Source organism: Gordonia sp. NPDC127522, from assembly GCF_042672305.1.
In the GTDB taxonomy this organism is placed as follows: Bacteria; Actinomycetota; Actinomycetes; order Mycobacteriales; family Mycobacteriaceae; genus Gordonia; species Gordonia hongkongensis.
Genome location: NZ_JBHXVK010000002.1, coordinates 544,167 through 564,943, shown reverse-complemented (window position 1 = coordinate 564,943; position 20,777 = coordinate 544,167). Strand labels below are relative to the sequence as shown.

The following is a 20,777-nucleotide window of genomic DNA, read 5'->3' as shown; positions in this document are numbered from 1 at the left end:
CCCCCCGCTGGTTGAGCCGGCACCGAGCGAAGCGAGGCGCCGAGTCGAAACCACTTGGTGACCCGCCGCCGCTGAGTGACCCCGACGGACGCAGCGCCCCAACCGTTCACGAGCCGGCACTCGCCCCCCGCTGGTTGAGCCGGCACCGAGCGAAGCGAGGCGCCGAGTCGAAACCACTTGGTGACCCGCCGCCGCTGAGTGACCCCGACGGACGCAGCGCCCCAGCCACGGCGGGTTGCGGATGCGGCCCGGGAGAGTTCTCAGACCCCCGATCCACTGAGGACACAACACATTTCCCCCCGAACGGACAGGGATGCGACTGGAGTGCACCTCGGTCGACGGGGGTTGCACAGTCAACGCCAATCGACGCAGAGTCGGCGAAAAGCACTGCACAGTCGAAAAATTGGTGTTCGGAGCCTGTGGAAACTCCTCGTAATCGAACGCATGTTCCGGTACCTTGGAGTCATGCCAGAGCTAGCCACTCTCCTCGATCAACTCATCGAGACCACCCCACCCTCCGACGACCCAACAGGCAGAGCAACATTCGACGCCATCGACGCGCTGCGCCTGATCCGCAACATCGTCGACCACCAGATCGTCACCCACGCAGCACAACTCGATGGCCTCCGCGTCGCGCAGAAAGCAGGCAGCACCACCAAGAAGTTACTGATCGAAAGCGGCCACGCACCCGCCGCTGCCCACCGCACCATGCGAGGTGTCGATGCCCTGCCGGGGTTGCCCGCGCTGTCTCGTCATGCCGCTGACGGGCGGCTGTCCGGTGAGGTCGTCGACGCTATCGTCCGAGGCATGCACCAGATCGACAAGCGTTGTGGTGAGGCGCTTTCCGACGGTGACCGCTCCCAACACGAAAGCGAACTCATCGCACAAGCGTTGTCCGGCGCGACCCCGACACAGGTCCTAGAACACGCCCGCGCGATCGCCAAAGCTCTCGCCGACGACTCCGACACCGGCCTTCCCGCGGCCGACGACCCATCGCTGAACGCGGTCACCGCCCACACCACCGACGACGGCCGCGTCGAGGTGCGCGCCGACCTCACCCAGGTGGTCGGTGAGAAGTTCTTGACCATGATCGACGAACGGTCCTGTCCGCGGCCCGAACCCGACGGTGCCGAGGACCGCCGTACCGCCGAGCAACGCCGCGCCGACGCTTTCGAACTGATCCTCGACCAAGCCGCGATCGGCGCCACCCTCGACACCGCCGGAAGCCCACGCACGCAACTGATACTGACGATCCCTGCGACCGGAGACCCGGCGAAGCTGCCGTGGACCGGATCGGTCAGCCATGCCACCGCGAAACAGGTCTCCTGCGACGGATCCCTGACCGAGATCATCCTCGACCGTGAGGGCGTACCGCTGCAGATGGGTCACACCCGTCGGTTGTATCCGGCACACTTACGCAAAGCGGTCATCGTGCGCGACGCGTGTTGCGTCAAATGTGGTGCACCGCCGTCCCATACGCAGGTGCATCACATCGAGTCGTGGGCCGACGGCGGACCCACCGACCTCGACAACGGGTGTCTGCTGTGCCAGCGCTGCCACACACAGGTCCACCACCACGGCTGGGACATCGTCATGGGTTTCGACCGACACCCCTGGCTCGTCCCACCCGCCAGCATTGACCCGCAGCGCCGACCACTACCCGCCTACAACCGCCGCACCATGCGACTCGACGACGCCGCCTGAACAGCCACCTGACCGACACCCCGACCGCACTCTTTCGCGCAGCACCTTCCGCACCCGACTCATGTCCGGGACTGCATGTGTTCCTTGACAACTCCATGGTGATTCCACCCGCCACTGCCGTCCCGGGATGATCGGACGACGCATGTTCGGGAGCAGGGAGCATCCCGCTCCCTCTAACCCGAAAGAGCCAGAGGGCGTTGGTCCGGCGACCGGCAGACTTCAACTCGACCGGCAGACTTCGATCGACGTCTAGGAGTCGAGTTGAAGTCTGTCGGTCACAATCGGGGCGCCCCGAGCTTGCAGAGAGCACGACCAACCCCCCTCCCTGAGGAGCGCCCGGAGCTTGCGGAGAGCGCGTCACGAAGGGTCTGCCACGCATCTCACCAGGACCCTTCGTGACGCTCGCAAGCTCGCTCCTCAGGGGGCGGGGTGAGACGCTCGCAAGCTCGCTCCTCAGGGGGCGGGGTGAGACGCTCGCAAGCTCGCTCCTCAGGGGGCGGGGTGAGACGCTCGCAAGCTCGCTCCTAAGGCGGCGGGGCGACACGCTCGAGGCCGTCACGAAGGTCTCGCCCGGCGAGACCAGGGACTCTCCGATTTCGCCCACGGCGGAGGCGGCTGACGAATGGACGATCCGGTGACAGGATGGAGCGCGTGACTGCATCGAATACCGACCTCAGCTCCGGACTCGACCTCGAGTGGGTCGACGATTCCGTCCGCGTCCAGGACGACCTGTTCGCTCACGTCAACGGCAAGTGGCTCGAGTCGCACGTCATCCCCGACGACCGTTCCGTCGACGGCGCCTTCCACGTGCTGCGCGACAACTCCGAGGAAAACGTGCGCGACATCATCACCGACTGCGCCTCGTCGAACCCGGAGAGTGGTTCCGACGAGCAGAAGATCGGCGACCTCTACGCGTCGTTCATGGATACCGACCACATCGAGGCCCTCGGGATCGGCCCGATCACCGGGGAACTGGAGAAGATCGCGGCCATCGACTCGCTCGAGTCGCTCGCCCGCCGGATCGGACGGTTACAGCGCCACGGCACCGGTGGCCTCATCGGTTACTACGTGGACACGGATGCGAAGCAGTCCGACCGATACCTCGTGCACCTGACGCAGTCCGGTCTCGGACTTCCCGACGAGTCCTACTACCGGGAGGACAAGCACGCCGAGACCAGGACTGCGTACGTCGCGCACGTCGAGCGCATGTTCGCTCTCGCCGAATTCGACGACGCCGCAGCCCGGGCCGCGACGGTCCTCGACCTCGAGACGTCCATCGCCGCTCAGCACTGGGACGTGGTCCGGCGGCGCGACGCCGAGCTCACGTACAACCTCATGTCGCTCGACGAGTTGACCACCACCGCAGACGGATTCCCCTTCACCGAGTGGTTCGGTGGACTGGGCACCAGCGGTGACGCGACCTTCGCCGAGGTCGTCGTCGCGCAGCCGTCGTTCCTGTCGGGCGTCGCCGGCCTCCTCACGGATCGCCCCCTCGACGAGTGGAAGACCTGGCTGACCTGGCGGCTCGTGCATTCGGCCGCGTCGTACCTGTCCGCACCGTTCGTCGACGAGAACTTCGACTTCTACGGTCGGATCCTGACCGGCGCGGAGGCCAACCGCGACCGGTGGAAGCGGGGCGTCGGGTTCGTCGAGGCCGCGATGGGATTCGCGGTCGGCAAACTCTATGTGGCCAAGCACTTCCCGCCCGAGGCCAAGGCACGGATGGACGAGCTGATCGCCAACCTGGTCGAGGCCTATCGCCGCAACATCTCCGACCTGCCGTGGATGACCCCGGAGACCCGGGAGAAGGCGCTGGTCAAACTCGGCAAGTTCACCCCCAAGATCGGCTATCCGGCCAAGTGGCGCGACTACAGCTCGCTGAGCGTCGACCGCGGCGACCTCATCGGGAACGTCGCCCGGTCCGCGTCGTTCGAGCAGGACCGCGAGTTCGCCAAGATCGGCTCACCGGTCGACCACGACGAATGGTTCATGACCCCGCAGACGGTCAACGCCTACTACAACCCCGGCATGAACGAGATCGTGTTCCCGGCCGCGATCCTGCAGCCGCCGTTCTTCGACCCCGACGCCGACGACGCGGTCAACTACGGCGGCATCGGCGCGGTCATCGGTCACGAGATCGGGCACGGATTCGACGATCAGGGCGCGAAGTACGACGGCGACGGCAACCTCGTCGACTGGTGGACCGACACCGACCGTACCGAGTTCTCGTCGCGGACACGCAAACTCATCGACCAGTACGGTGAGTTCACGCCGACCGGACTCGATCCCGAGCACAAGGTCAACGGCGACTTCACCATCGGTGAGAACATCGGTGACCTCGGCGGGTTGTCGATCGGGCTCGTCGCGTACCAGATCGCGAACGAGGCAGGCGGGGCCGAACCGCCGATCATCGACGGCCTGACCGGAACGCAGCGCGTGTTCTACAGCTGGGCGCAGATCTGGCGGACCAAGACCCGGGATGCCGAAGCCATCCGGCGCCTCTCGATCGACCCGCATTCGCCGCCGGAGTTCCGATGCAACGGCGTCGTCCGCAACATGGACGCGTTCTACGAGGCCTTCGACGTGGAGCCCGGGGACTCGCTGTACCTGGACCCGGCCGAACGCGTGCGGATCTGGTGAACGACGCGCCCGGCGGACCCGGTCCGCGCGACGAGGGTCCGCCGGGTACGGCCGCATCACTGGGTCTGGTCCGGGGACGCGAACTCACGGTCGCCCTGCTGCGACCGATCGGAGCCGCTGTCGTCCTACTCGCCGGATACTTCCTGCTGCCCATCGACAAAGAGAGCGACCTGAACTATCTCGGGCTCGTCGTCGGGGCCGCGTTGCTGATCGCGTTCTGTGTCTGGGAGGTCCGCAAGTTCGCCGGTTCCGACCGACCCGTCGCGACCGCGATGGAGATGCTGGTGGCGCTGGCCGGGTTCTACATCGTCGCATTCGCGACGACGTACTTCCTGTTCTCCGAGTACGATCCCGGCAGTTTCAACGAGTCGCTCACCCGGGTCGACGCCCTGTACTTCTGCCTCACCGTGTTCACCACGACGGGTTTCGGCGACATCGCGCCGGATTCGCAGGGTGCGCGCGTCGCGGTGTCGATCCAGATGGCGAGCACCCTGCTGCTTCTCGGCCTGGGCGTGCGCTTCCTCAATCTGCTGGTGAACCAGCGACGCCAGGCCACCGGACGGTGACCTGGCGTCGCTGATCGGTCAGGCTCAGTAGTCGTCGTCGCCGTAGACGATCATGCCGCGGATGTTGTTGCCCGCCAGCATGTCGTCGTAGGCCTCGTTGATCTGGTCGAGTCGGTAGGTGTTGGTCACCAGGTCGTCGAGGTTGAGCTTGCCGGCCCGATACTCGTTCAGGAGCGCCGGGACCTGCGTGCGGGGGCTCGCACCGCCGAAGATGGCGCCCTGCACGCGCTTCTGCATGAGGGTGAGATCGAAGAGGTTCATCTGGGCGTCCATCGAGGCGAAGTTGCCCATGCCCACGACGACGACCTGTCCCGCCTTGCCGGTGAGAGCAAGGGCCGGGGCGATCATCGACCCGTCGATCTCACCCACCGTGAGGATGGTCGTGTTGGCCATCTTGCCCCAGGTGATGTCACCGATCGCCTCGAGCGCGGCCTCCATCGACGGGAACGTGTGTGTCGCACCCAGCTTCTCGGCCATCTGCAACTTGAACGGCACCGGATCGACGGCGATGACGTTGCGTGCACCGGCCGCCGCGGCACCCTGCACCGAGTTGATACCGACACCACCGATGCCCACGACCACCACGGTGTCACCGGCGTGGGTGCCGCCGATCTCGACGGCCGAACCCCAGCCGGTCGCCACACCGCAACCGAGCAGCGCAGCCGTCTGAAGGGGGATGTCGTCCTCGATCTTGACCAGCGACGCCTGGTTGACCGTGATGTACGGGGCGAAGGTGCCGAGCATGCACATCTGCACCAGGGGCACCCCGTCGTGGGTGTACGCGCGGTTCGTGTCGTCGGCGATGGACAGGCCGGTCAGGAGTCGCGCGCCCTCGTCGCAGATGTTCTGCTGACCGCGTGAGCACGGCTCGCACGTGCCGCACGCGGGGATGAAGGCGGTGACGACGTGGTCACCCTCCTTGAGGCGGGTGACACCCGGGCCCACCTTGGTGACGATGCCGGCGCCCTCGTGACCACCGAGCACCGGCATGGGTGCCGGGCTGTCGCCGGTCCGCAGGTGGTGATCCGAGTGGCACAGACCCGAGCTGACGAGTTTGACCTGGACTTCTCCCGCGACCGGATCACCGAGCTCGAACTCCTCGATCTTCCACTCTTCGCCCGGATTGCGCAGAACTGCACCTTTGGTCTTCATTCGTGCTCCTCGCTCGTGCTACCCCGAATCGGGGCGTCAGATATCGCCGTCTGCTTATGCGACGTAGATCACATGGTGGTCCACCGATGACACCTTCGCAGGCGTTTCACACAATCCATGGCACTGGATTGGGGGTGACGTTCCAGCGGGGGTGGCCGCAGGTCGACGCCGCACCGAGAAAACCAACCACCACAACAGAGTTGGCCGATCTCATGTCTCCGGATAGAGGAACGGGTTAGCGTCGGGGTATTCCACTTCCGAAGTGTCTGGCTGGTGATCTCATGACTCTCATCGAACACAAAGCGGAGGGCCGGCAGGACTTCTCGTCATTGCGACAAGGCGGTCTCAACTGGGACTCGTTTCCGTTGCGGCTCTTCGTGAAAGGCAATGCCCGGTTCTGGGACCCGGTCGCCATCGACTTCTCGCAAGACGCTCAGGACTGGGCCGAGCTCACCGACGAGCAGCGCCGGAGCGCCACCTATCTGGTGAGTCAGTTCATCGCGGGCGAGGAGGCGGTCACCCAGGACATCCAGCCGTTCATGAAGGCGATGGCGACCGAGGGCCGCTTCGGCGACGAGATGTACCTGTCGCAGTTCTGCTTCGAGGAGGCCAAGCACACGCAGGTGTTCCGGCGATGGATGGACGCCGTCGGCCTCACCGGCGACCTACAGAACTTCGTCAGCGCGAATCCGTACTACCACCAGCTGTTCTACGAGGAGCTGCCGGCATCCCTGCACATCCTCGACCACGACCCGTCGCCGCGGAACCAGATCCGCGCCAGCGTCACCTACAACCACGTGATCGAGGGCAGCCTGGCACTCACCGGCTACCACGCGTGGCAGAAGGTCTGTACCCAGCACGGGATCTTCCCCGGGATGCAGAAGCTGATCCGGTTCATCGGCGACGACGAGCGCCGGCACATGGCGTGGGGAACCTTCACATGCCGCCGGCACGTGGCCGCCGATGACTCGCTCTGGGACGCCGTCGGCGAACGCATGAACGAGCTGCTGCCGCTCGCCCTGGGCATGATCGAGTGGGTCAACCAGCAGTTCGAGGTCCAACCGTTCGGCCTCGACAACGACGAGTTCCTGGCCTATGCCGCCGACCGCGCCCAGCGCCGGCTCTCCGCCATCGAGTCCGCCCGGGGGCGCCCGGTCGCCGAGATCGACCTCGACTACTCCCCCGAGGTCCTCGAGGACCAATTCGGCGAGGACGACGCCATCCGCCTGCAGATGTGATCAGCGCCGGTCGAGGTCGACGACATCCCGGCTGCGCGACTCCACCAGCCGCCGGTCGTGGCTCACCAGCAGCAGACCGGCCCCGGCGGCGACGAGGTCGTCGAGCAGCGAGGCAACGGCGCGTGACGCGAGCGGATCGAGCATCGCGGTCGGTTCGTCACAGAGAACGATCCGCGGCTCCTGCACCACGAGCCGTCCGAGGCACGCGCGCTGCAGTTGGCCGTCACTGACCTGAGCGGGGTAGCGGTCGAGCAGCGCCGGGTCCAGCCCGACGCGCATCGCGGCACTCTCGACATCACAGTCGCGTCGCGCGATCGTCGCGGGTTCGGTGACGATCCGGCGGAGCGTCCACCGCGGATTGGTCACCAGCCGCGGATGCTGGGCGAGCAGGCCGACGTCCCCGGGGCGCCGCCGGTCGCCATGCCACTGGACCGATCCCTCGGCCGGTGCGGTGAGCCCGGCGAGGATGCGCAGCAGCGTCGTCTTGCCACTTCCCGATCGCCCGACCACGCCGGTCACCGACCCGGCTGCCACGCCGACGTCGAGCGCGTCGAACACCACCGCGTCCCCGAAGCGCGCCGTGAGCCCCCTCCCGACGAGGAGGTCTCCCGTGGTCACGGCACCCTCTCGAAGAACCCGGCGACATAGGCGTCGTCGGAGTCGGCGATCTGATCGAGACGACGATGGTCGACGATCCGCCCCGCACGCATGACGGCCACCGCATCGCACCCGCGGCACATGGTCTCGACGTCGTGCGTGATCACGAGGACCGCGGCACCGCGCCGTGCGGTGTCGGCGAGGAGTTCCCAGATGTCGCCGGCGAGTTCGGCGTCGAGTGCGGAGGTGGGCTCGTCGGCGACGATCGTGTCCGGGTCACCGGCCAGGGCCGCGGCGATCGCGGCACGTTGGGCCATCCCGCCGGAGAGCTCGTGCGGATACAACCGCAGCGCCTCGGGGTCGAGCTGTACGAGCCGGCACAGCTCGACGGCGTTACGCGTACCGCCCAGGATGCCGATCACCTCGTCGAGCTGGGCTCCGACGCTGCGCACCGGGGTGAAGGAGGTGGCCACCGATTGGGGCACGAAACCGACGCGACGCCCGCGGACCTCGCGCCACCGACGGTCGTCACCGAGCATTTGGTGGTCGGTGAACTCCTGGCCGCCCACCCGCAGCCGTCCGGTCACCGCAGCGCCCGGCGGGAGCAGACCGGACAGCACCGCCGCGACCATCGACTTACCGCAGCCGGACTCTCCCACGAGAGCGGTCAGCGTCCCCGCGGGCAACGGCAACGTGACGTCGTCGAGGACCCGGACCGCCGACCGGTTCCATCCACTTCCCGTCACGATGTCGACCGTGACCCCGTCGAGCCCGGTGCTCATCGCCACACCTCACCGGCAGGTGGCGACGTGGCGCGGCGCAGCGACGACGCCGCAGCCGCACACGCCAGGGCGGTGACCATCAGGGCGACGCCCGGCACCACCAGCGTCCACCACGCACCGGTGAGGATGTCACCGCGCGCCTGACCGAGGAGCGTGCCCAGACTCGCGGCATCCGGGGAGAGCCCGACGCCCAGGAACGACAGCGTGGTCTCGTGCCAGACCGCGTGGGGCAGCAGCACGGTCATCGCCACCAGTACCTGTCCGCTCACCGCAGGCGAGAGATGGCGTACGGCGATGAACGTGCGGGATGCACCGGCCAGGCGGGCCGATTCCACCCAGCCCGACGACATCGCCTCCAGTAGTTCGGCGCGCACCACCCGCGCCACGGCGGGCCAGTGGGTCAGGGCTATCGACGCGATGATCGCGACCGGCTCGCCTCGCCACATCGCGGCGATGACGACTCCGACGACCAGGTGGGGCAACGCGTTGACGCCGTCGACGACGCGCATGACCACGGCGTCGAACCACCCGCCGACCGTCACCGCGGTCAGCCCGACGATGACGCCGATGGCGGTCGCCAGGACCGCGCACGCCGCGGCGATCAGCAGCGAGATCCGCAGTCCCTCGGCGGTTCTGACACCGAGGTCGTACCCGGAATGATCGGTCCCGAGTACCGCCCCGGAACCCGGGGACAGCAGTGATCGAGCGAAATCGGCGGTCTGGTCGCCTGCGACCACGGGCCACCCGACCGCCGTCACGACCAGAACTGCCAGCATCACCCACGGCGCGACGAGGGCCACGCGGTGACCGACCGTCGCCCGACGGCTCGTCAGCTGCATCGTCGACGCGCCACCGATCGTCGTCACGCGGTCAGTCCGATCCGCGGATCGATCGCCACCGCCGCCGCGTCGGACAGCGCCGACCCGAGGAGGACGAGCACGGCCGAACCGACGGCGAGTGCAGCGAGCAACGAGAAGTCCAGGGCGACGGCCGAATCGACCAGGGCTTCGGCGAGACCCGGCCACCCGAAGACGGTCTCGACGATGGCCGCCCCGGCGATGAGTTCGGGCAGTCGGGTACCGAGGAGTGCGAGGGTGGGCAGCACCGACACCGGAACCACGTGTCCTCGCAGCAGCGTCCACCCGTTCACGCCACGGGCCCGAGCGGCCCGCACCGCGTCCGAACCGGTGGCCTCGACGACGGCCGCGCGCATGGTCAGCAGCAACCACGGAACCATCGACACCGTCAGGGCCAGGTACGGCAGCACGGCATGGGTGACCAGCCCGTCGAGCGAGTAGTCGTCGCCGGGGCGTCGGGCGCCGGAGGTCGGGAACCAGCCGAGCGCGACCGCGAAGGTGCTGACCAGCACGAGCGACACCACGAACGGTGGGGTCGCGGCCAGCACTGCCGCCAGCGCCGTACACGCCCGATCCAACAGCCCTCCCCGCCGCATGCCGATGACGGCACCGCCGACGACGGCGATCAGCGCGGCGGACACCAGCGCGGCCGCCGACATCCCGAGGGTGAACGGAAGTCGTTGCGCGATCACATCTCCCACCGCCTGGCCCTGGGTCGACGACCAGCCCAGATCGCCATGGACGAGCGCGACCCACCAGTTCCACCAGGCGCTCAGCCAGTGCTGGTCCAGGTCGTAGGCGGCCGCGATCGCCTCCCGCTGGGCGGGGGTCGCCGACTGGTAGTCGTCACCGAGATGAGCGGTGAGCGGATCGAAGGGCGACGCCGCGGCGACGGCGAAGATGCCCAGCGACACCAGGATCGTCGTGGGGATCATCAGCAGGACGCGCCGGAGCAGGAGCCGGCCGGCGCGGCGCGCCCGCGAGTCGCGTCCACGCGATCGCTCACGCCGAGGCCGGTCGAGCCGGGAGCGATCGTCCGCGTCGACGTCGCGTGCAGACCCTACCGACGAGGTGAGCGCGGTCACGAGACCGGCTGCCAGGACGGCATGTTCCACCACGGACCCCAGGTCACCCCGTGCGAATGGGGCTCCAGGATCGGTGCGTCGTGCCGCCAGCCCTCGCCGCGGACGGCATAGGTGTGGTGGAGAAAGGCCAGGAAGACGTAAGACGGCTGGGCCGCATAGGCCTGCTGAATGCGTTGGTAGCGCAGGTCGTTGTCCGGCCCGGGCGCGCTCGCGCGGGCCTCGTCGAGCAGGGCGTCCAGCCCGGGGGCGGTGAGGTCACCGGGGTTTGAGTACGGCGACGAGTCCGGAAACCGGGTGTGCAGCGTGTCGTAGATCTGCGCGTCGATGCTGTAAGGCGTCGCTCCGCCACCCAGAACCACAGCTGCCGTGCCCAATTCGGAGTCGATGTCGTCCCAGCTGGTACCGCGGGTGAGCACCTCGATGCCGATCGGTTTCATCGCCGCCGCGAACGCCACCGCGAGGTCGCGGCGAAGGGTGTCCTGGGCGTTGTAGAGAAGCGGGAACGATGCGCGATCGGCGCCGCGGACACGTACGCCGTCGGCGCCCGTCCGCCACCCCGCGGCGTCGAGTGCCGCCCTCGCACCGTCGGCGTCGAACTCGAACTGCGCGCCCTCGTCGTAGACGCTCGCCCCGTACACCGGAGCGACCGGGGTGCTCGCGGGTTCGCCGTCGCCGGTGAGCACATCGTCGACGACGGCCTGCCGGTCGACCCCCAGGTTCATGGCGAGGCGCGCCGCCGGATCGGCGGTGAAGGGGTTCGCGCTCGGCATCGAGATGCCTCGCCAGTCGGCGGATTTCACCGAGATCACGTCGATGCCGTCACGGCCCTCGAGGCCCTCGGCGAGTCTCGGCGGCAGATTCGCGCCGTCGATCTCGCCGGCCGCGATCCGCTGTGCGCGGGTGTTGTCGTCGGGCACGTGGGTGTAGACGAGGCGCTGCACCGCGGGCCGATTGCCCCAATGATCCTCACGCGCAACGAAAACGGCCTGGTCCGGTTCGAGCGATTCCAGCCGGTAGGCCCCGGTGCCCACCGGCTCGGTGTTCAGCGCCCACTCCGCGGCCGGCGCGTCCTCCACCCGTTCCGACGGTACGACGCCCACCAGGAGGTAGGGCGACGGATCGGCGTCGGTGTTCATCCGGACCGTCACCGCCCGCGGCCCGTCGGCCTCGACCGCGACGATCGGCGCGAAGTCGGTGGAGATCGACGACGCCACCCGCGGATCGACGACCGCCCGGTACGTCGCGACGACGTCGGCGGCGTCGAAATCGGTGCCGTCGGAGAACGAGATGCCACTCTTGAGCGGCACCCGCCACGTCCGCGGCGCGAGGCGCTCCGGCCGGGACTCGGCCAAGGCCGGGACGAGGTCGGGAACACGGTCGTCGCCGTCCGCGGCGGGGACGAGCAAGCTGTCGTAGACGGGTGAGACACCGAGCTGCGCGTAGCCCAGCATCGGGTTGAAGTCGCCGAGCGCCTGGCCCTCCCCGAGCACGATCTGATCGGCCACCCTGGGCTGATCCGACGCCGAGCAGCCGGCGAGTACGACAGTCGCGAGCAGCACAGCAGCTCCGGCCGTGGCGACTCCGCGAACGACCGACGACGCTCCCCCTACATCTGTGCGCACGGACATATGTTCTCCCAGACACACATTTGCCGCCACCGGGGGCGGCGGTGAACGATGGGCGGTATACCTGCAGCAACACCGAGAGGACGAGGAGAGCCGGTGACCGACTTCGACCCAGACTCGTTTGACGCGGACTCCTGGGCTGCACGGTTCATGCTGCTCAGCGATCCCAATCGGCTCCGGCTCGTCGCGGAGATGCATGCCCACCCAGGGTCGACCGTGGCCGAGCTCGCCACCCGCATCGGCATCACCGAGAACGCCGCGTCGCAGTCGATCCGCAAACTGCGCGACCAGGGGTGGGTCCGCTCGGAGAAGGCCGGCCGGATGGTCCACTACGAGGTGGTCGGCGACGCGATCGTGCACCGCATCCTGCACGACATCATCGGGGTCGGGCATCTGACCTCAGCGGATCGGCCGGATCACGCCCACCCGGTGACAACGGATTAGAACACGTTCTAGTCTGGTCGACGTGGATGTCACCTTCGATGCGACCAAACGGGAACTGACGACCGACCAGGGCACGCTGCGCTATCACGAGGCCGGTGACGCCGACGCGCCGCCGTTGATCCTGTTGCACGGGTCCGGCCCCGGCGTGACCGGCTGGCGCAACTACCGCGGGAACCTCGGACACTTCGCACAGACGCACCATTGTTTCGTTCTCGAGTTCCCCGGCTTCGGCGTCAGCGACGCCGTCGAAGGCCACCCGGTGCTGACCGCCGGCGGTTCGGTCATCCGGTTCATGGACGCGCTCGGCATCGACAAGGCCGCGATGATCGGCAACTCGATGGGCGGCGTCGTCGGCGTCAACCTGGCGATCAAGAAGCCCGAGCGCGTCGAGAAGCTCGTGACGATCGGCGGCATCGGCCCGAATGTGTTCAGCCCCAGCCCCAGTGAGGGCCTCCGACTCCTGCAGGAGTTCACCGACGCCCCGGACAAGGACAAGCTCGTCCGCTGGCTCACCTCGATGGTCTTCGATCGCGCCCTGGTCACCGAGGAACTGATCGCCGAGCGCTGGGAGGCCGCCATCAACCCCGACGCGCAGAAGACGGCGCAGATGATGTACGGCTCGGCCGCATTCGAGATGCAGCAGCAGTTCATGGCCGCGTCCGACAACCCGCCGTACTGGGCGTCGATGCACAAGGTCGCCTGCCCGACGCTGCTGACCTGGGGCCGCGACGACCGTGTCAGCCCACCCGACATGGCGATGGTCCCGATGCGTCTGATCCCCGACGCCGAGCTGCACATCTTCCCGAGGTGCGGGCACTGGGTGATGATCGAGGCCAAGGCTGCGTTCGAGGCGACGGTGGGGGCCTTCCTCGCCCGGTGATCCATTGACCGTTGGGCCGATGCCAGGCCCAGCTGTCACGCACGCGCCCACAGCAGATACCCGACCGCGAGCGCGAACACGCCGGGTCCGAGGCACACCAGGTGGTCGCGGGTCACCGCCTCGTCGAGGTCGGCGTCGGAGAGTCCGGCGCGCACCGCGTGCTCGCGCAGGATGAGGCCTGAACGATCAGTGGGTATCGGGATCACGCGCACTTGGACGTGCGACGACCCCCTACGGTTCCATCCCCGCCCCCCTGGCCCGAAAGAATCACCGACTCATCCTGGTCCCTGATCCGAAGAACGACACAACCATTGATCCCTGAGGTGCGAGGAGCTCCAGCGACGAGCCACGAAGGCTCTGGCGACGCATCTCGCCAGGACCCTTCGTGACGGCCTCCGCAAGCTCCGGTCTCCTCAGGGAGCAGTATTCGGGCCCGCTCCGAGCACAACAGTTCTTTCGAAGTCCACGACGGCTGCCGGACCGCAGAGACTGAGGAGCGCCCGGAGCTTGCGGAGGGCGCGTCACGAAGGGTCACCCCCGCCACTCGCCGTTATTCCGTTGCGCCACACCATCCAACGCTGGCATAGTTCCCGTTCGGCACGAGGACCAGCAGACCGGAGCGGGGTACCGCGAAGTGTTTCTGCGCGTCGGAATTCTCGTCCGCCTTCAGATGGCAAGGGATACATCCCGAGCAGGTTCGAGTCCTGACACGGCACCGCTCCCGGGAGCACGGGCCGGGCCGGTCCTGTGGTCGTCGTCCGAGTCGTCCGCGACTCCGCGGCGCACCCCACCGGCTCGCCCACCCGCGAGCGGTGTCGCCATCCGAACCCACACCCGACCCGACAAGCATTGCGACGCAACGGAAGGAGGATCGCCATGCTGTTCCACAACCGAATCGCCGTCTCGCCGGGTCACACGGTGCTGGCCTACCGGGGTACCGCCGTCCAGGCGCTGCCCGCCGGCCGCCACCGTGTGCGCAAGCCCGACGCCACGTTCGACATCGACCTGCGCGAGCGACTGATCCCCGTCGCGCCGCAGGAGGTACTCACCGCCGACTCCATGTCGGTCCGTGTCTCGATGACGTTGCGCGCCTGCGTGATCGACGCGGTGGCCTTCGTCGAGAGGTCTGCCGACCCGATCGGCGCGGTCTACCTGGCCGCGCAGGTCGCGCTGCGCGAGGTCTGCGCCGGCGTGGGTTCGGACGACCTCGTCCGTCGCGGCGACACCGTCGACGTCACGCCGATCCGCGCCGCGGCTGCCGAGGTAGCCGGCACCGTCGGTCTGGAGGTTCTCGAGGTCGTCATTCGCGACGTCATCGTCCCGGCCGAGGTCCGCACCGCGGCCCTCGAGGTGATCACGGCGAAGACCCGCGGGCAGGCCAAGCTCGAGGCGGCACGCGCGGAGACCGCCGCGCTGCGCGCGCTGGCCAACGCCGGTCGGTTGCTCGATGCCCACCCGGCACTGGCCCAGCTGCGCCTCGTCGAGTCGGTGCCGTATGGCGCCCGCGTCGTCCTCAGCGTCGGCGGTGCCGAGGTCCCGTCGGACGACGACTGACTTCCCGCGGTCCCGTTTCCATCCCGCTGATCAGATCAGATCAGCGGCATGGAAATGGCGACGCGGGAACGGTTTTGACACAACAAAGCCCCGGCCGGAACGAATCCGGCCGGGGCCCTTGTTGTCTGCCGGTCACCCAGCGAAAGCCCTACTTCGCAGCGAGGTTCTCGTTGGTCAGCTTGGTGACACCCTGCTCGGCCTTCTCGACCAGCGAGGCCGGCGGCTCGAAGTGCTTGCCGTACTTGCCGGCGAGGTCCTTGGCACGCGCGACGAAGCCGGGCACGCCACCCTCGTAACCGTTGATGTACTGGATGACACCACCGGTCCAGGCGGGGAAGCCGATGCCGAAGATCGAACCGATGTTGGCGTCCTCGACCGAGGTGAGCACACCTTCGTCGAAGCACTTGACGGTCTCGAGGGACTCGGCGAAGAGCATGCGCTCCTTCATGTCCTCGAGCGGGATCTCCGTGGTGCCCGACTTGAACTGCTCACGCAGGCCCGGCCAGAGCTGGGTGCGCTTGCCGTTCTCGTCGTAGTCGTAGAAGCCCTTGCCGTCCTTCTTGGCGGTACGGCCGTTCTCGACCATCCAGTCGACGACGGCGTTCGAGCCGTGCTGCGGGAAGTCCTTGCCCTCGGCCTTGGCCGCTGCCTCGGTCTCCTTGCGGATCTTCTGCGGCAGCGTCAGGGTCAGCTCGTCCATGAGCTGCAGCGGCGCGGCCGGGTAGCCGGCCTGGGTGCCCGCATGCTCGATGAACGCCGGCTCGACGCCCTCGCCGACAGCCGCGATGGCCTCGTTGACGAAGGTGCCGATGACGCGGCTGGTGAAGAAGCCACGGCTGTCGTTGACGACGATCGGGGTCTTGCGGATCGCCAGGGTGTAGTCGATGACCTTGGCCAGCACGGCATCCGAGGTCTTCTCGCCCTTGATGATCTCCACCAGCGGCATCTTGTCGACCGGCGAGAAGAAGTGGATTCCGATGAAGTCCTCGGACCGCTTCACACCCTCGGCGAGGATGGTGATCGGCAGGGTCGAGGTGTTGGACCCCAGGACGGCGTCGGGCTCGACGATGTCCTCGATCTCCTGGAACACCTTGTGCTTGACCTCGACCGACTCGAAGGCGGCCTCGATGACGAGGTCGACACCCTTGAAGTCGGCGGCGTCGACGGTCGGGTGGATGCGGGCGAGCAGTGCGTCGCTCTTCTCCTGGGTGGTCTTGCCCTTGGCGAGAGCCTTCTCCTCGAGCTTCTCCGAGTAGCCCTTGCCGCGCTTGGCAGCGTCGAGGTCGATGTCCTTGAGGACCACCTCGATGCCGGCCTTCGCCGACACGTAAGCGATTGCGGCGCCCATCATTCCGGCGCCGATGACGCCGACCTTCTTGGGGGTGAACTTGTCGTAACCCTCGGGGCGCGAGCCGCCGCCGTTGATGTGCTGCAGATCGAAGAAGAACGCCTTGATCATGTTCTGTGCGACCTGGCCGGTGACCAGCGAGACGAAGTAGCGGGTCTCGATGATGTCGGCGGTGTCGACATCGACGTAGGCGCCCTCGACCGCGGCGGCCAGGATGGCACGCGGAGCCGGCATGTTGGCGCCCTTGATCTGCTTGCGCAGCAGGGCCGGCAGCGCCGGGAGGTTGGCGGCGAACGCCGGGTTGGTGGGGGCACCGCCCGGGATCTTGTAACCCTTGACGTCGAACGGCTGCTGAGCCTCGGGGTTCTCCTTGATCCATGCCTTCGCGGCGGGGATCAGTTCCTCGATGGAGCCGACGACCTCGTTGACCAGGCCGGTCTCCTTGGCCTTGGTCGGGTTGAAGCGCTGGCCCTGGAGCAGGACACCCATGAGGGCGTTCTGGATACCGAGCAGACGGACGGTACGCACGACGCCACCGCCGCCGGGCAGCAGGCCGAGGGTCGCCTCGGGCAGGCCGATCTGAACACCCTTGACGTCCGCGGCGATGCGGTAGTGGGTGTGCAGCGCGATCTCCAGGCCGCCGCCGAGCGCGGCACCGTTGATGGCCGCGACGACCGGCTTGCCCAGGGTCTCGAGACGACGCAGCACCTTCTTCATGGCGTTGGTGGTCTCGGTGATCTGCGTGGCGATCTCCTCCTTGGAGACACCGCTGCGATCGCTCGTCATGTCCTTGAGGTCGCCACCGGCGAAGAAGGTCTTCTTCGCGGAGGTGAGGACGACACCGGTGATGTCGTCCTTCTCGGCCTCCAGGCGATCGACGGTCGCGGCCATCGACTCCTGGTAGAGCGCGTTCATCGTGTTGGCGCCCTGGTTCGGGTCGTCCATGGTCAGGATGACGACGCCGTCGGCGTCCTTCTCCCAGTTGATCATGTTGTCACTCATGGTGATTCGCAGAGTTCTTTCTCGTGAAGTGGTGGTCGCCGGGAGAGTCAGAGACGCTCGATGACGGTCGCGACGCCCATGCCGCCACCGATGCAGAGGGTGATCAGGCCGTAGCGGCCGCCGGTGCGCTCGAGCTCGTCGAGGCAGGTGCCGTAGATCATCGCGCCGGTTGCACCGAGCGGGTGACCCATGGCGATCGCGCCACCGTTCACGTTGACCTTCTCGTGCGGGATCTTCAGATCCTTCATCCACTTCATGACGACCGAGGCGAAGGCCTCGTTCAGCTCGAACACGTCGATGTCGTCGACCGTCAGGCCGGCCTTCTTCAGCGCCAGCTCGGTGGCCGGAGTCGGGCCGGTGAGCATGATGGTGGGCTCGCTGCCGATCTCGGCGAAGGACACGACGCGGGCGCGCGGGGCCAGGCCGTTGCGCTTGCCCGCCTCCTCGCTGCCGACGAGCACGAGGCCCGAACCGTCGACGATGCCGGAGCTGTTGCCGCCGGTGTGGACGTGGTTGATCTTCTCGACGCTCGGGTACTTCTGCAGTGCCACGTCGTCGAAGCCGGCCATGTCGGCCAGGGCGGCGAAGGCGGCCTTCAGCTTGCCGAGGCTCTCGACGGTGCTGCCGGGTCGACGGTGCTCGTCGTGATCGAGGACGGTGACGCCGTTGATGTCCTTGACCGGAACCACGGACTTGGTGAAGTAGCCGCTGTTCCATGCCTTTTCGGCACGAGCCTGCGACTCGGCCGCGTAGGCGTCGACATCCTCGCGCGAGAAGCCCTCGATGGTGGCGATCAGGTCGGCACCGATGCCCTGCGGGACGATGTAGTGGTCGTATGCAGTGGCCGGGTCGGTGAACAGCGCACCGCCGTCGCTGCCCATCGGGACGCGCGACATCGACTCGACGCCACCGGCCAGAACCAGGTCGTCGAAGCCGGAGGCGACCTTGGCCGAGGCCAGGTTGACGGCCTCCAGACCCGAGGCGCAGAAGCGGTTGATCTGGGTTCCCGGGACGGTCTCGGGGAGACCGCTGTTGAGGGCGGCGGTGCGCGAGATGACCGCGCCCTGCTCGCCGACCGGGGAGACGACACCGAGGATGACGTCGTTGACGTCGGCCGGATCGAGGCCGCCGTGACGCGACAGGACCTCGTTGATGAGACCGGAGACCAGGTCGACCGGCTTCACGCTGTGCAGCGAACCGCCGCGCTGCTTGCCACGAGGCGTACGGATCGCCTCGTAGATGAATGCTTGATCAGGCACGAAAGTGTTCCTTTCACACGAACCACTGGTTGGTTACCCACCGAGGCTAACGCGGAATAACTAGTTTGGCTATACCCGGTGGTCAAGAGCTCTGGCGTTCTGTCGAATGTGCGCTATGGTCTGTTCACCATGCCTGACCGCAAACCCGCCACCCGCACCAGGGGCGCCGACCGCAAACGACAGCTCGTCGACTCCGCGGCCGCGCTCTTCCTCCAGCGTGGGTATGCGCAGGTCTCGCTGGCCGACATCGCGCGCTCGGCGGGGGTCACCGCGCCGTCGGTGTACCGGCATTTCGACGACAAGCAGTCGCTGCTGGCCGCGGCGGTCCTGGCCGGCGTCGACGATCTCGAGTCTTGCACCGACCGGGCGCTCGCCGACGGCGTCGACGCGAACTCGCTGATCTCGACGGTCTGCGACCTGGCCGTCCAGCGTCCCCAAGCGGCATCGCTGTGGCGGTGGACCAGCAACTACCTCACCACCGAACAGAACAAACTGGTGGCAGTCCGCACCCGCGAGGTGATCGGCCACTGGGCGTCGGCGCTCGCCGCCCGGCGCACGGATCTGACCGACCGTGAGGCCGTGCAGTTGGCGTGGGCGGTGCTGAGCGTCAGCGGCAGCCTCACCGTGCACCACACCCGCATGTCCGGGGCGCGTGCACGAGGCGAGATCGAGAAGCTCATCCGTCGGATTCTCGCCCTGAGCCCCACCGCGGCACCGCCGTTCGCGACGTCGCCGACGGTCACCTCTGTGCCCGGTTCGCGGCGTGACGAGATCCTCGACGCCGCCGCCGAGTTGTTCGCCGACCGCGGCTACACCGATGTCGGCGTCGACGAGATCGGCGGCGCCGTCGGCATCGCGGGTCCCAGTGTCTACAAACATTTCCCGTCGAAGCTGGCCATCCTCGTCGCCATCGGACAGCGTAGCGGCGCGCGCCTGGAGGCGGGGGTGATGGCGGCCTACGGCGCCACCTCGGACCCCGCGAAATTGCTTGCCTCGCTCGTCGATTCGTATGTCGACGTGATCACCAGCACCCCGGATCTGTCGGTGAGCTTCAACAACTCCCCCGCGCTCGCCGGACAAGCGAGCGCCACCGATCTCGTCGACGTGCAGCGACGTTATGTGGCGCGCTGGGTGGATCTGCTCATGCAAGTCGATCCGGAGATCAAGCGGGATCAAGGCGCGGTCGCCGTGCACGCGGCGCTCTCGATCGTCAACGACGCCGTGCGCATGCGACGCGGCTCGGAGAGTCCGCAGTTCGCCGCGCGGATGGCGTACCTCATGAAGGGCGTGCTCGCGCTCTGATCCGCGCCGAGGGAGTGCGCTGAATCGGGTCGCGGCTCAGATGAACCCGACGCTGTCCACGTTGTAACGTCCGGCACAAGGGAGGGTCACGATGTCGGTAACTGTGGATGACGGTCCCAGATCCAAGCGCGCGCAGATCCTGACCGTCGCGACAGAGCACTTCGGCACAGTCGGTTACGAACACACGAAGTGGGCATCCATCGCCGACGAGGTCGGCATCGGACAGACAGCGCTCTACCACTATTTCGAGTCGAAGGCACACTGTCTTCTGACCATCATGCGCAACCAACTCGGCGATTCGATTGAGCGATTCCGAGCAGGGACCGCCGGTATTCCTGACCCGGTTGAAGCCCTCCGCTCAGCAGTCGCAACATCGCTGCGCGGCGAACCCGTAGACGTCCTGCAGCGGCGAATAGTCCAGAACCAGATGGTCATCCTGGGTACTCCTCGCCGGTCGAACGGAGAAGAGGCCGAACGTGTCCGGTCGCGCGAACTGGTCGCAGAGATCGAGAGCAACTGGGCAGACCTGATCAAGCGTGGAATGGACGCCGGCGATTTCGTCGACGGAGACGCCATGCTCCAGGCGCGTCTCGTACTGGGCGTCCTGGGGAGTGTGTGGCGCTGGTACCGCCCGGGTGGCCCGTTGTCTCTCGACGACGTGATCCGCACGGTATCGGACGCGACGATGCGGATGCTCTCCGCGCGTTAGACCGACCCTGCCGGACCGGTCTGCCCGCTATGC

Annotated in this window: 19 protein-coding genes; 10 read left to right on the top strand and 9 right to left on the bottom strand. The window is 67.4% G+C overall.

What is annotated here, in order from left to right; all coding sequences use genetic code 11:
• The first annotated feature begins 444 nt into the window (after window positions 1-444).
• The 4 genes from ACFVHY_RS06870 to ACFVHY_RS06855 all read left to right on the top strand — a co-directional run bounded on the left by ACFVHY_RS06870 (window position 445) and on the right by ACFVHY_RS06855 (window position 4,910).
• A complete protein-coding gene (locus tag ACFVHY_RS06870; protein WP_390270003.1) occupies window positions 445-1,704 on the top strand; it encodes a DUF222 domain-containing protein in 1,260 nt (419 codons plus the stop codon).
• Window positions 1,705-2,099: 395 nt separating this feature from the next.
• Window positions 2,100-2,342 carry a hypothetical protein gene (locus ACFVHY_RS06865; RefSeq protein ID WP_390270000.1) on the top strand — a complete coding sequence of 81 codons (243 nt, stop codon included), beginning with the start codon at window positions 2,100-2,102 and terminating at the stop codon, window positions 2,340-2,342.
• Window positions 2,343-2,346: 4 nt separating this feature from the next.
• Complete coding sequence (locus tag ACFVHY_RS06860; RefSeq protein WP_390269997.1) at window positions 2,347-4,344, top strand: M13 family metallopeptidase; 1,998 nt, start codon at window positions 2,347-2,349, stop codon at window positions 4,342-4,344.
• Window positions 4,341-4,910 (top strand): potassium channel family protein, encoded by a 570-nt coding sequence (locus ACFVHY_RS06855; RefSeq protein ID WP_390269994.1) that lies wholly within the window; start codon window positions 4,341-4,343, stop codon window positions 4,908-4,910. The genes ACFVHY_RS06860 and ACFVHY_RS06855 overlap by 4 nt, the downstream gene beginning before the upstream one ends.
• 24 nt (window positions 4,911-4,934) lie before the next feature.
• Here the strand turns inward: ACFVHY_RS06855 and ACFVHY_RS06850 are convergent, their stop codons facing one another.
• A complete protein-coding gene (locus tag ACFVHY_RS06850; protein WP_065630320.1) occupies window positions 4,935-6,062 on the bottom strand; it encodes an NDMA-dependent alcohol dehydrogenase in 1,128 nt (375 codons plus the stop codon).
• Between the two features lie 281 nt (window positions 6,063-6,343).
• Here ACFVHY_RS06850 and ACFVHY_RS06845 point away from each other — a divergent pair, with 281 nt between their 5' ends.
• Window positions 6,344-7,300 (top strand): R2-like ligand-binding oxidase, encoded by a 957-nt coding sequence (locus ACFVHY_RS06845; protein WP_068971393.1) that lies wholly within the window; start codon window positions 6,344-6,346, stop codon window positions 7,298-7,300.
• Here the strand turns inward: ACFVHY_RS06845 and ACFVHY_RS06840 are convergent, their stop codons facing one another.
• The 5 genes from ACFVHY_RS06840 to ACFVHY_RS06820 are packed head-to-tail and all read right to left on the bottom strand — an operon-like array spanning window position 7,301 to window position 12,249.
• A complete protein-coding gene (locus ACFVHY_RS06840) occupies window positions 7,301-7,918 on the bottom strand; it encodes an ABC transporter ATP-binding protein (RefSeq protein WP_390269990.1) in 618 nt (205 codons plus the stop codon). It abuts the gene before it with no gap.
• On the bottom strand, window positions 7,915-8,679 hold the full coding sequence (locus ACFVHY_RS06835) for an ATP-binding cassette domain-containing protein (protein WP_390269987.1): 765 nt from the start codon (window positions 8,677-8,679) through the stop codon (window positions 7,915-7,917). The genes ACFVHY_RS06840 and ACFVHY_RS06835 overlap by 4 nt, the downstream gene beginning before the upstream one ends.
• Window positions 8,676-9,518, bottom strand: coding sequence for an ABC transporter permease (locus ACFVHY_RS06830; protein WP_390270373.1), 843 nt, complete (start codon window positions 9,516-9,518; stop codon window positions 8,676-8,678). The genes ACFVHY_RS06835 and ACFVHY_RS06830 overlap by 4 nt, the downstream gene beginning before the upstream one ends.
• A gap of 23 nt (window positions 9,519-9,541) precedes the next feature.
• Window positions 9,542-10,636, bottom strand: coding sequence for an ABC transporter permease (locus ACFVHY_RS06825; protein WP_390270370.1), 1,095 nt, complete (start codon window positions 10,634-10,636; stop codon window positions 9,542-9,544).
• Complete coding sequence (locus ACFVHY_RS06820) at window positions 10,618-12,249, bottom strand: ABC transporter substrate-binding protein (protein WP_390269985.1); 1,632 nt, start codon at window positions 12,247-12,249, stop codon at window positions 10,618-10,620. Before ACFVHY_RS06820 ends, ACFVHY_RS06825 begins: the two co-directional genes overlap by 19 nt.
• Before the next feature lie 147 nt (window positions 12,250-12,396).
• Between ACFVHY_RS06820 and ACFVHY_RS06815 the strand changes: the two genes are divergently transcribed.
• Window positions 12,397-12,690 (top strand): helix-turn-helix transcriptional regulator, encoded by a 294-nt coding sequence (locus ACFVHY_RS06815; protein WP_065630439.1) that lies wholly within the window; start codon window positions 12,397-12,399, stop codon window positions 12,688-12,690.
• A 22-nt stretch (window positions 12,691-12,712) separates the two neighbouring features.
• On the top strand, window positions 12,713-13,570 hold the full coding sequence (locus ACFVHY_RS06810; RefSeq protein ID WP_390269982.1) for an alpha/beta fold hydrolase: 858 nt from the start codon (window positions 12,713-12,715) through the stop codon (window positions 13,568-13,570).
• Window positions 13,571-13,605: 35 nt separating this feature from the next.
• Here ACFVHY_RS06810 and ACFVHY_RS06805 read toward each other — a convergent pair whose 3' ends face one another.
• A complete protein-coding gene (locus ACFVHY_RS06805; protein ID WP_388026843.1) occupies window positions 13,606-13,776 on the bottom strand; it encodes a hypothetical protein in 171 nt (56 codons plus the stop codon).
• A gap of 670 nt (window positions 13,777-14,446) precedes the next feature.
• Between ACFVHY_RS06805 and ACFVHY_RS06800 the strand changes: the two genes are divergently transcribed.
• On the top strand, window positions 14,447-15,124 hold the full coding sequence (locus ACFVHY_RS06800) for a slipin family protein (RefSeq protein ID WP_390269979.1): 678 nt from the start codon (window positions 14,447-14,449) through the stop codon (window positions 15,122-15,124).
• Window positions 15,125-15,272: 148 nt separating this feature from the next.
• On the opposite strand, the gene ACFVHY_RS06795 is transcribed toward ACFVHY_RS06800, so the two are convergent.
• Together ACFVHY_RS06795 and ACFVHY_RS06790 are read right to left on the bottom strand one after the other, a co-directional pair.
• A complete protein-coding gene (locus tag ACFVHY_RS06795) occupies window positions 15,273-17,474 on the bottom strand; it encodes a 3-hydroxyacyl-CoA dehydrogenase NAD-binding domain-containing protein (protein WP_390269976.1) in 2,202 nt (733 codons plus the stop codon).
• 47 nt (window positions 17,475-17,521) lie between these two features.
• Window positions 17,522-18,733, bottom strand: a complete 1,212-nt coding sequence (locus ACFVHY_RS06790; RefSeq protein WP_390269973.1) for an acetyl-CoA C-acetyltransferase — start codon at window positions 18,731-18,733, stop codon at window positions 17,522-17,524.
• A gap of 129 nt (window positions 18,734-18,862) precedes the next feature.
• On the opposite strand from ACFVHY_RS06790, the gene ACFVHY_RS06785 reads away from it, so the two are divergent.
• Entirely contained in the window at window positions 18,863-20,035 is a 1,173-nt protein-coding gene (locus ACFVHY_RS06785; RefSeq protein WP_390269970.1) for a TetR/AcrR family transcriptional regulator, read from the top strand.
• Between the two features lie 91 nt (window positions 20,036-20,126).
• The gene (locus ACFVHY_RS06780; protein ID WP_390269967.1) at window positions 20,127-20,744 is read left to right on the top strand and encodes a TetR/AcrR family transcriptional regulator; all 618 of its coding nucleotides are present in this window, start codon (window positions 20,127-20,129) and stop codon (window positions 20,742-20,744) included.
• Window positions 20,745-20,777: the final 33 nt, after the last annotated feature.

What these genes read in the sequence shown, in the direction of transcription:
- ACFVHY_RS06870 (WP_390270003.1), top strand. Translation starts at nt 445, where the DNA reads ATGTTCCGGTACCTTGGAGTCATGCCAGAGCTAGCCACTCTCCTCGAT.
- ACFVHY_RS06860 (WP_390269997.1), top strand. Translation starts at nt 2,347, where the DNA reads ATGGAGCGCGTGACTGCATCGAATACCGACCTCAGCTCCGGACTCGAC.
- ACFVHY_RS06850 (WP_065630320.1), bottom strand. Translation starts at nt 6,062, where the DNA reads ATGAAGACCAAAGGTGCAGTTCTGCGCAATCCGGGCGAAGAGTGGAAG.
- ACFVHY_RS06845 (WP_068971393.1), top strand. Translation starts at nt 6,344, where the DNA reads ATGACTCTCATCGAACACAAAGCGGAGGGCCGGCAGGACTTCTCGTCA.
- ACFVHY_RS06835 (WP_390269987.1), bottom strand. Translation starts at nt 8,679, where the DNA reads ATGAGCACCGGGCTCGACGGGGTCACGGTCGACATCGTGACGGGAAGT.
- ACFVHY_RS06830 (WP_390270373.1), bottom strand. Translation starts at nt 9,518, where the DNA reads ATGCAGCTGACGAGCCGTCGGGCGACGGTCGGTCACCGCGTGGCCCTC.
- ACFVHY_RS06820 (WP_390269985.1), bottom strand. Translation starts at nt 12,249, where the DNA reads ATGTCCGTGCGCACAGATGTAGGGGGAGCGTCGTCGGTCGTTCGCGGA.
- ACFVHY_RS06815 (WP_065630439.1), top strand. Translation starts at nt 12,397, where the DNA reads ATGCTGCTCAGCGATCCCAATCGGCTCCGGCTCGTCGCGGAGATGCAT.
- ACFVHY_RS06800 (WP_390269979.1), top strand. Translation starts at nt 14,447, where the DNA reads ATGCTGTTCCACAACCGAATCGCCGTCTCGCCGGGTCACACGGTGCTG.
- ACFVHY_RS06795 (WP_390269976.1), bottom strand. Translation starts at nt 17,474, where the DNA reads ATGAGTGACAACATGATCAACTGGGAGAAGGACGCCGACGGCGTCGTC.
- ACFVHY_RS06785 (WP_390269970.1), top strand. Translation starts at nt 18,863, where the DNA reads ATGCCTGACCGCAAACCCGCCACCCGCACCAGGGGCGCCGACCGCAAA.
- ACFVHY_RS06780 (WP_390269967.1), top strand. Translation starts at nt 20,127, where the DNA reads ATGTCGGTAACTGTGGATGACGGTCCCAGATCCAAGCGCGCGCAGATC.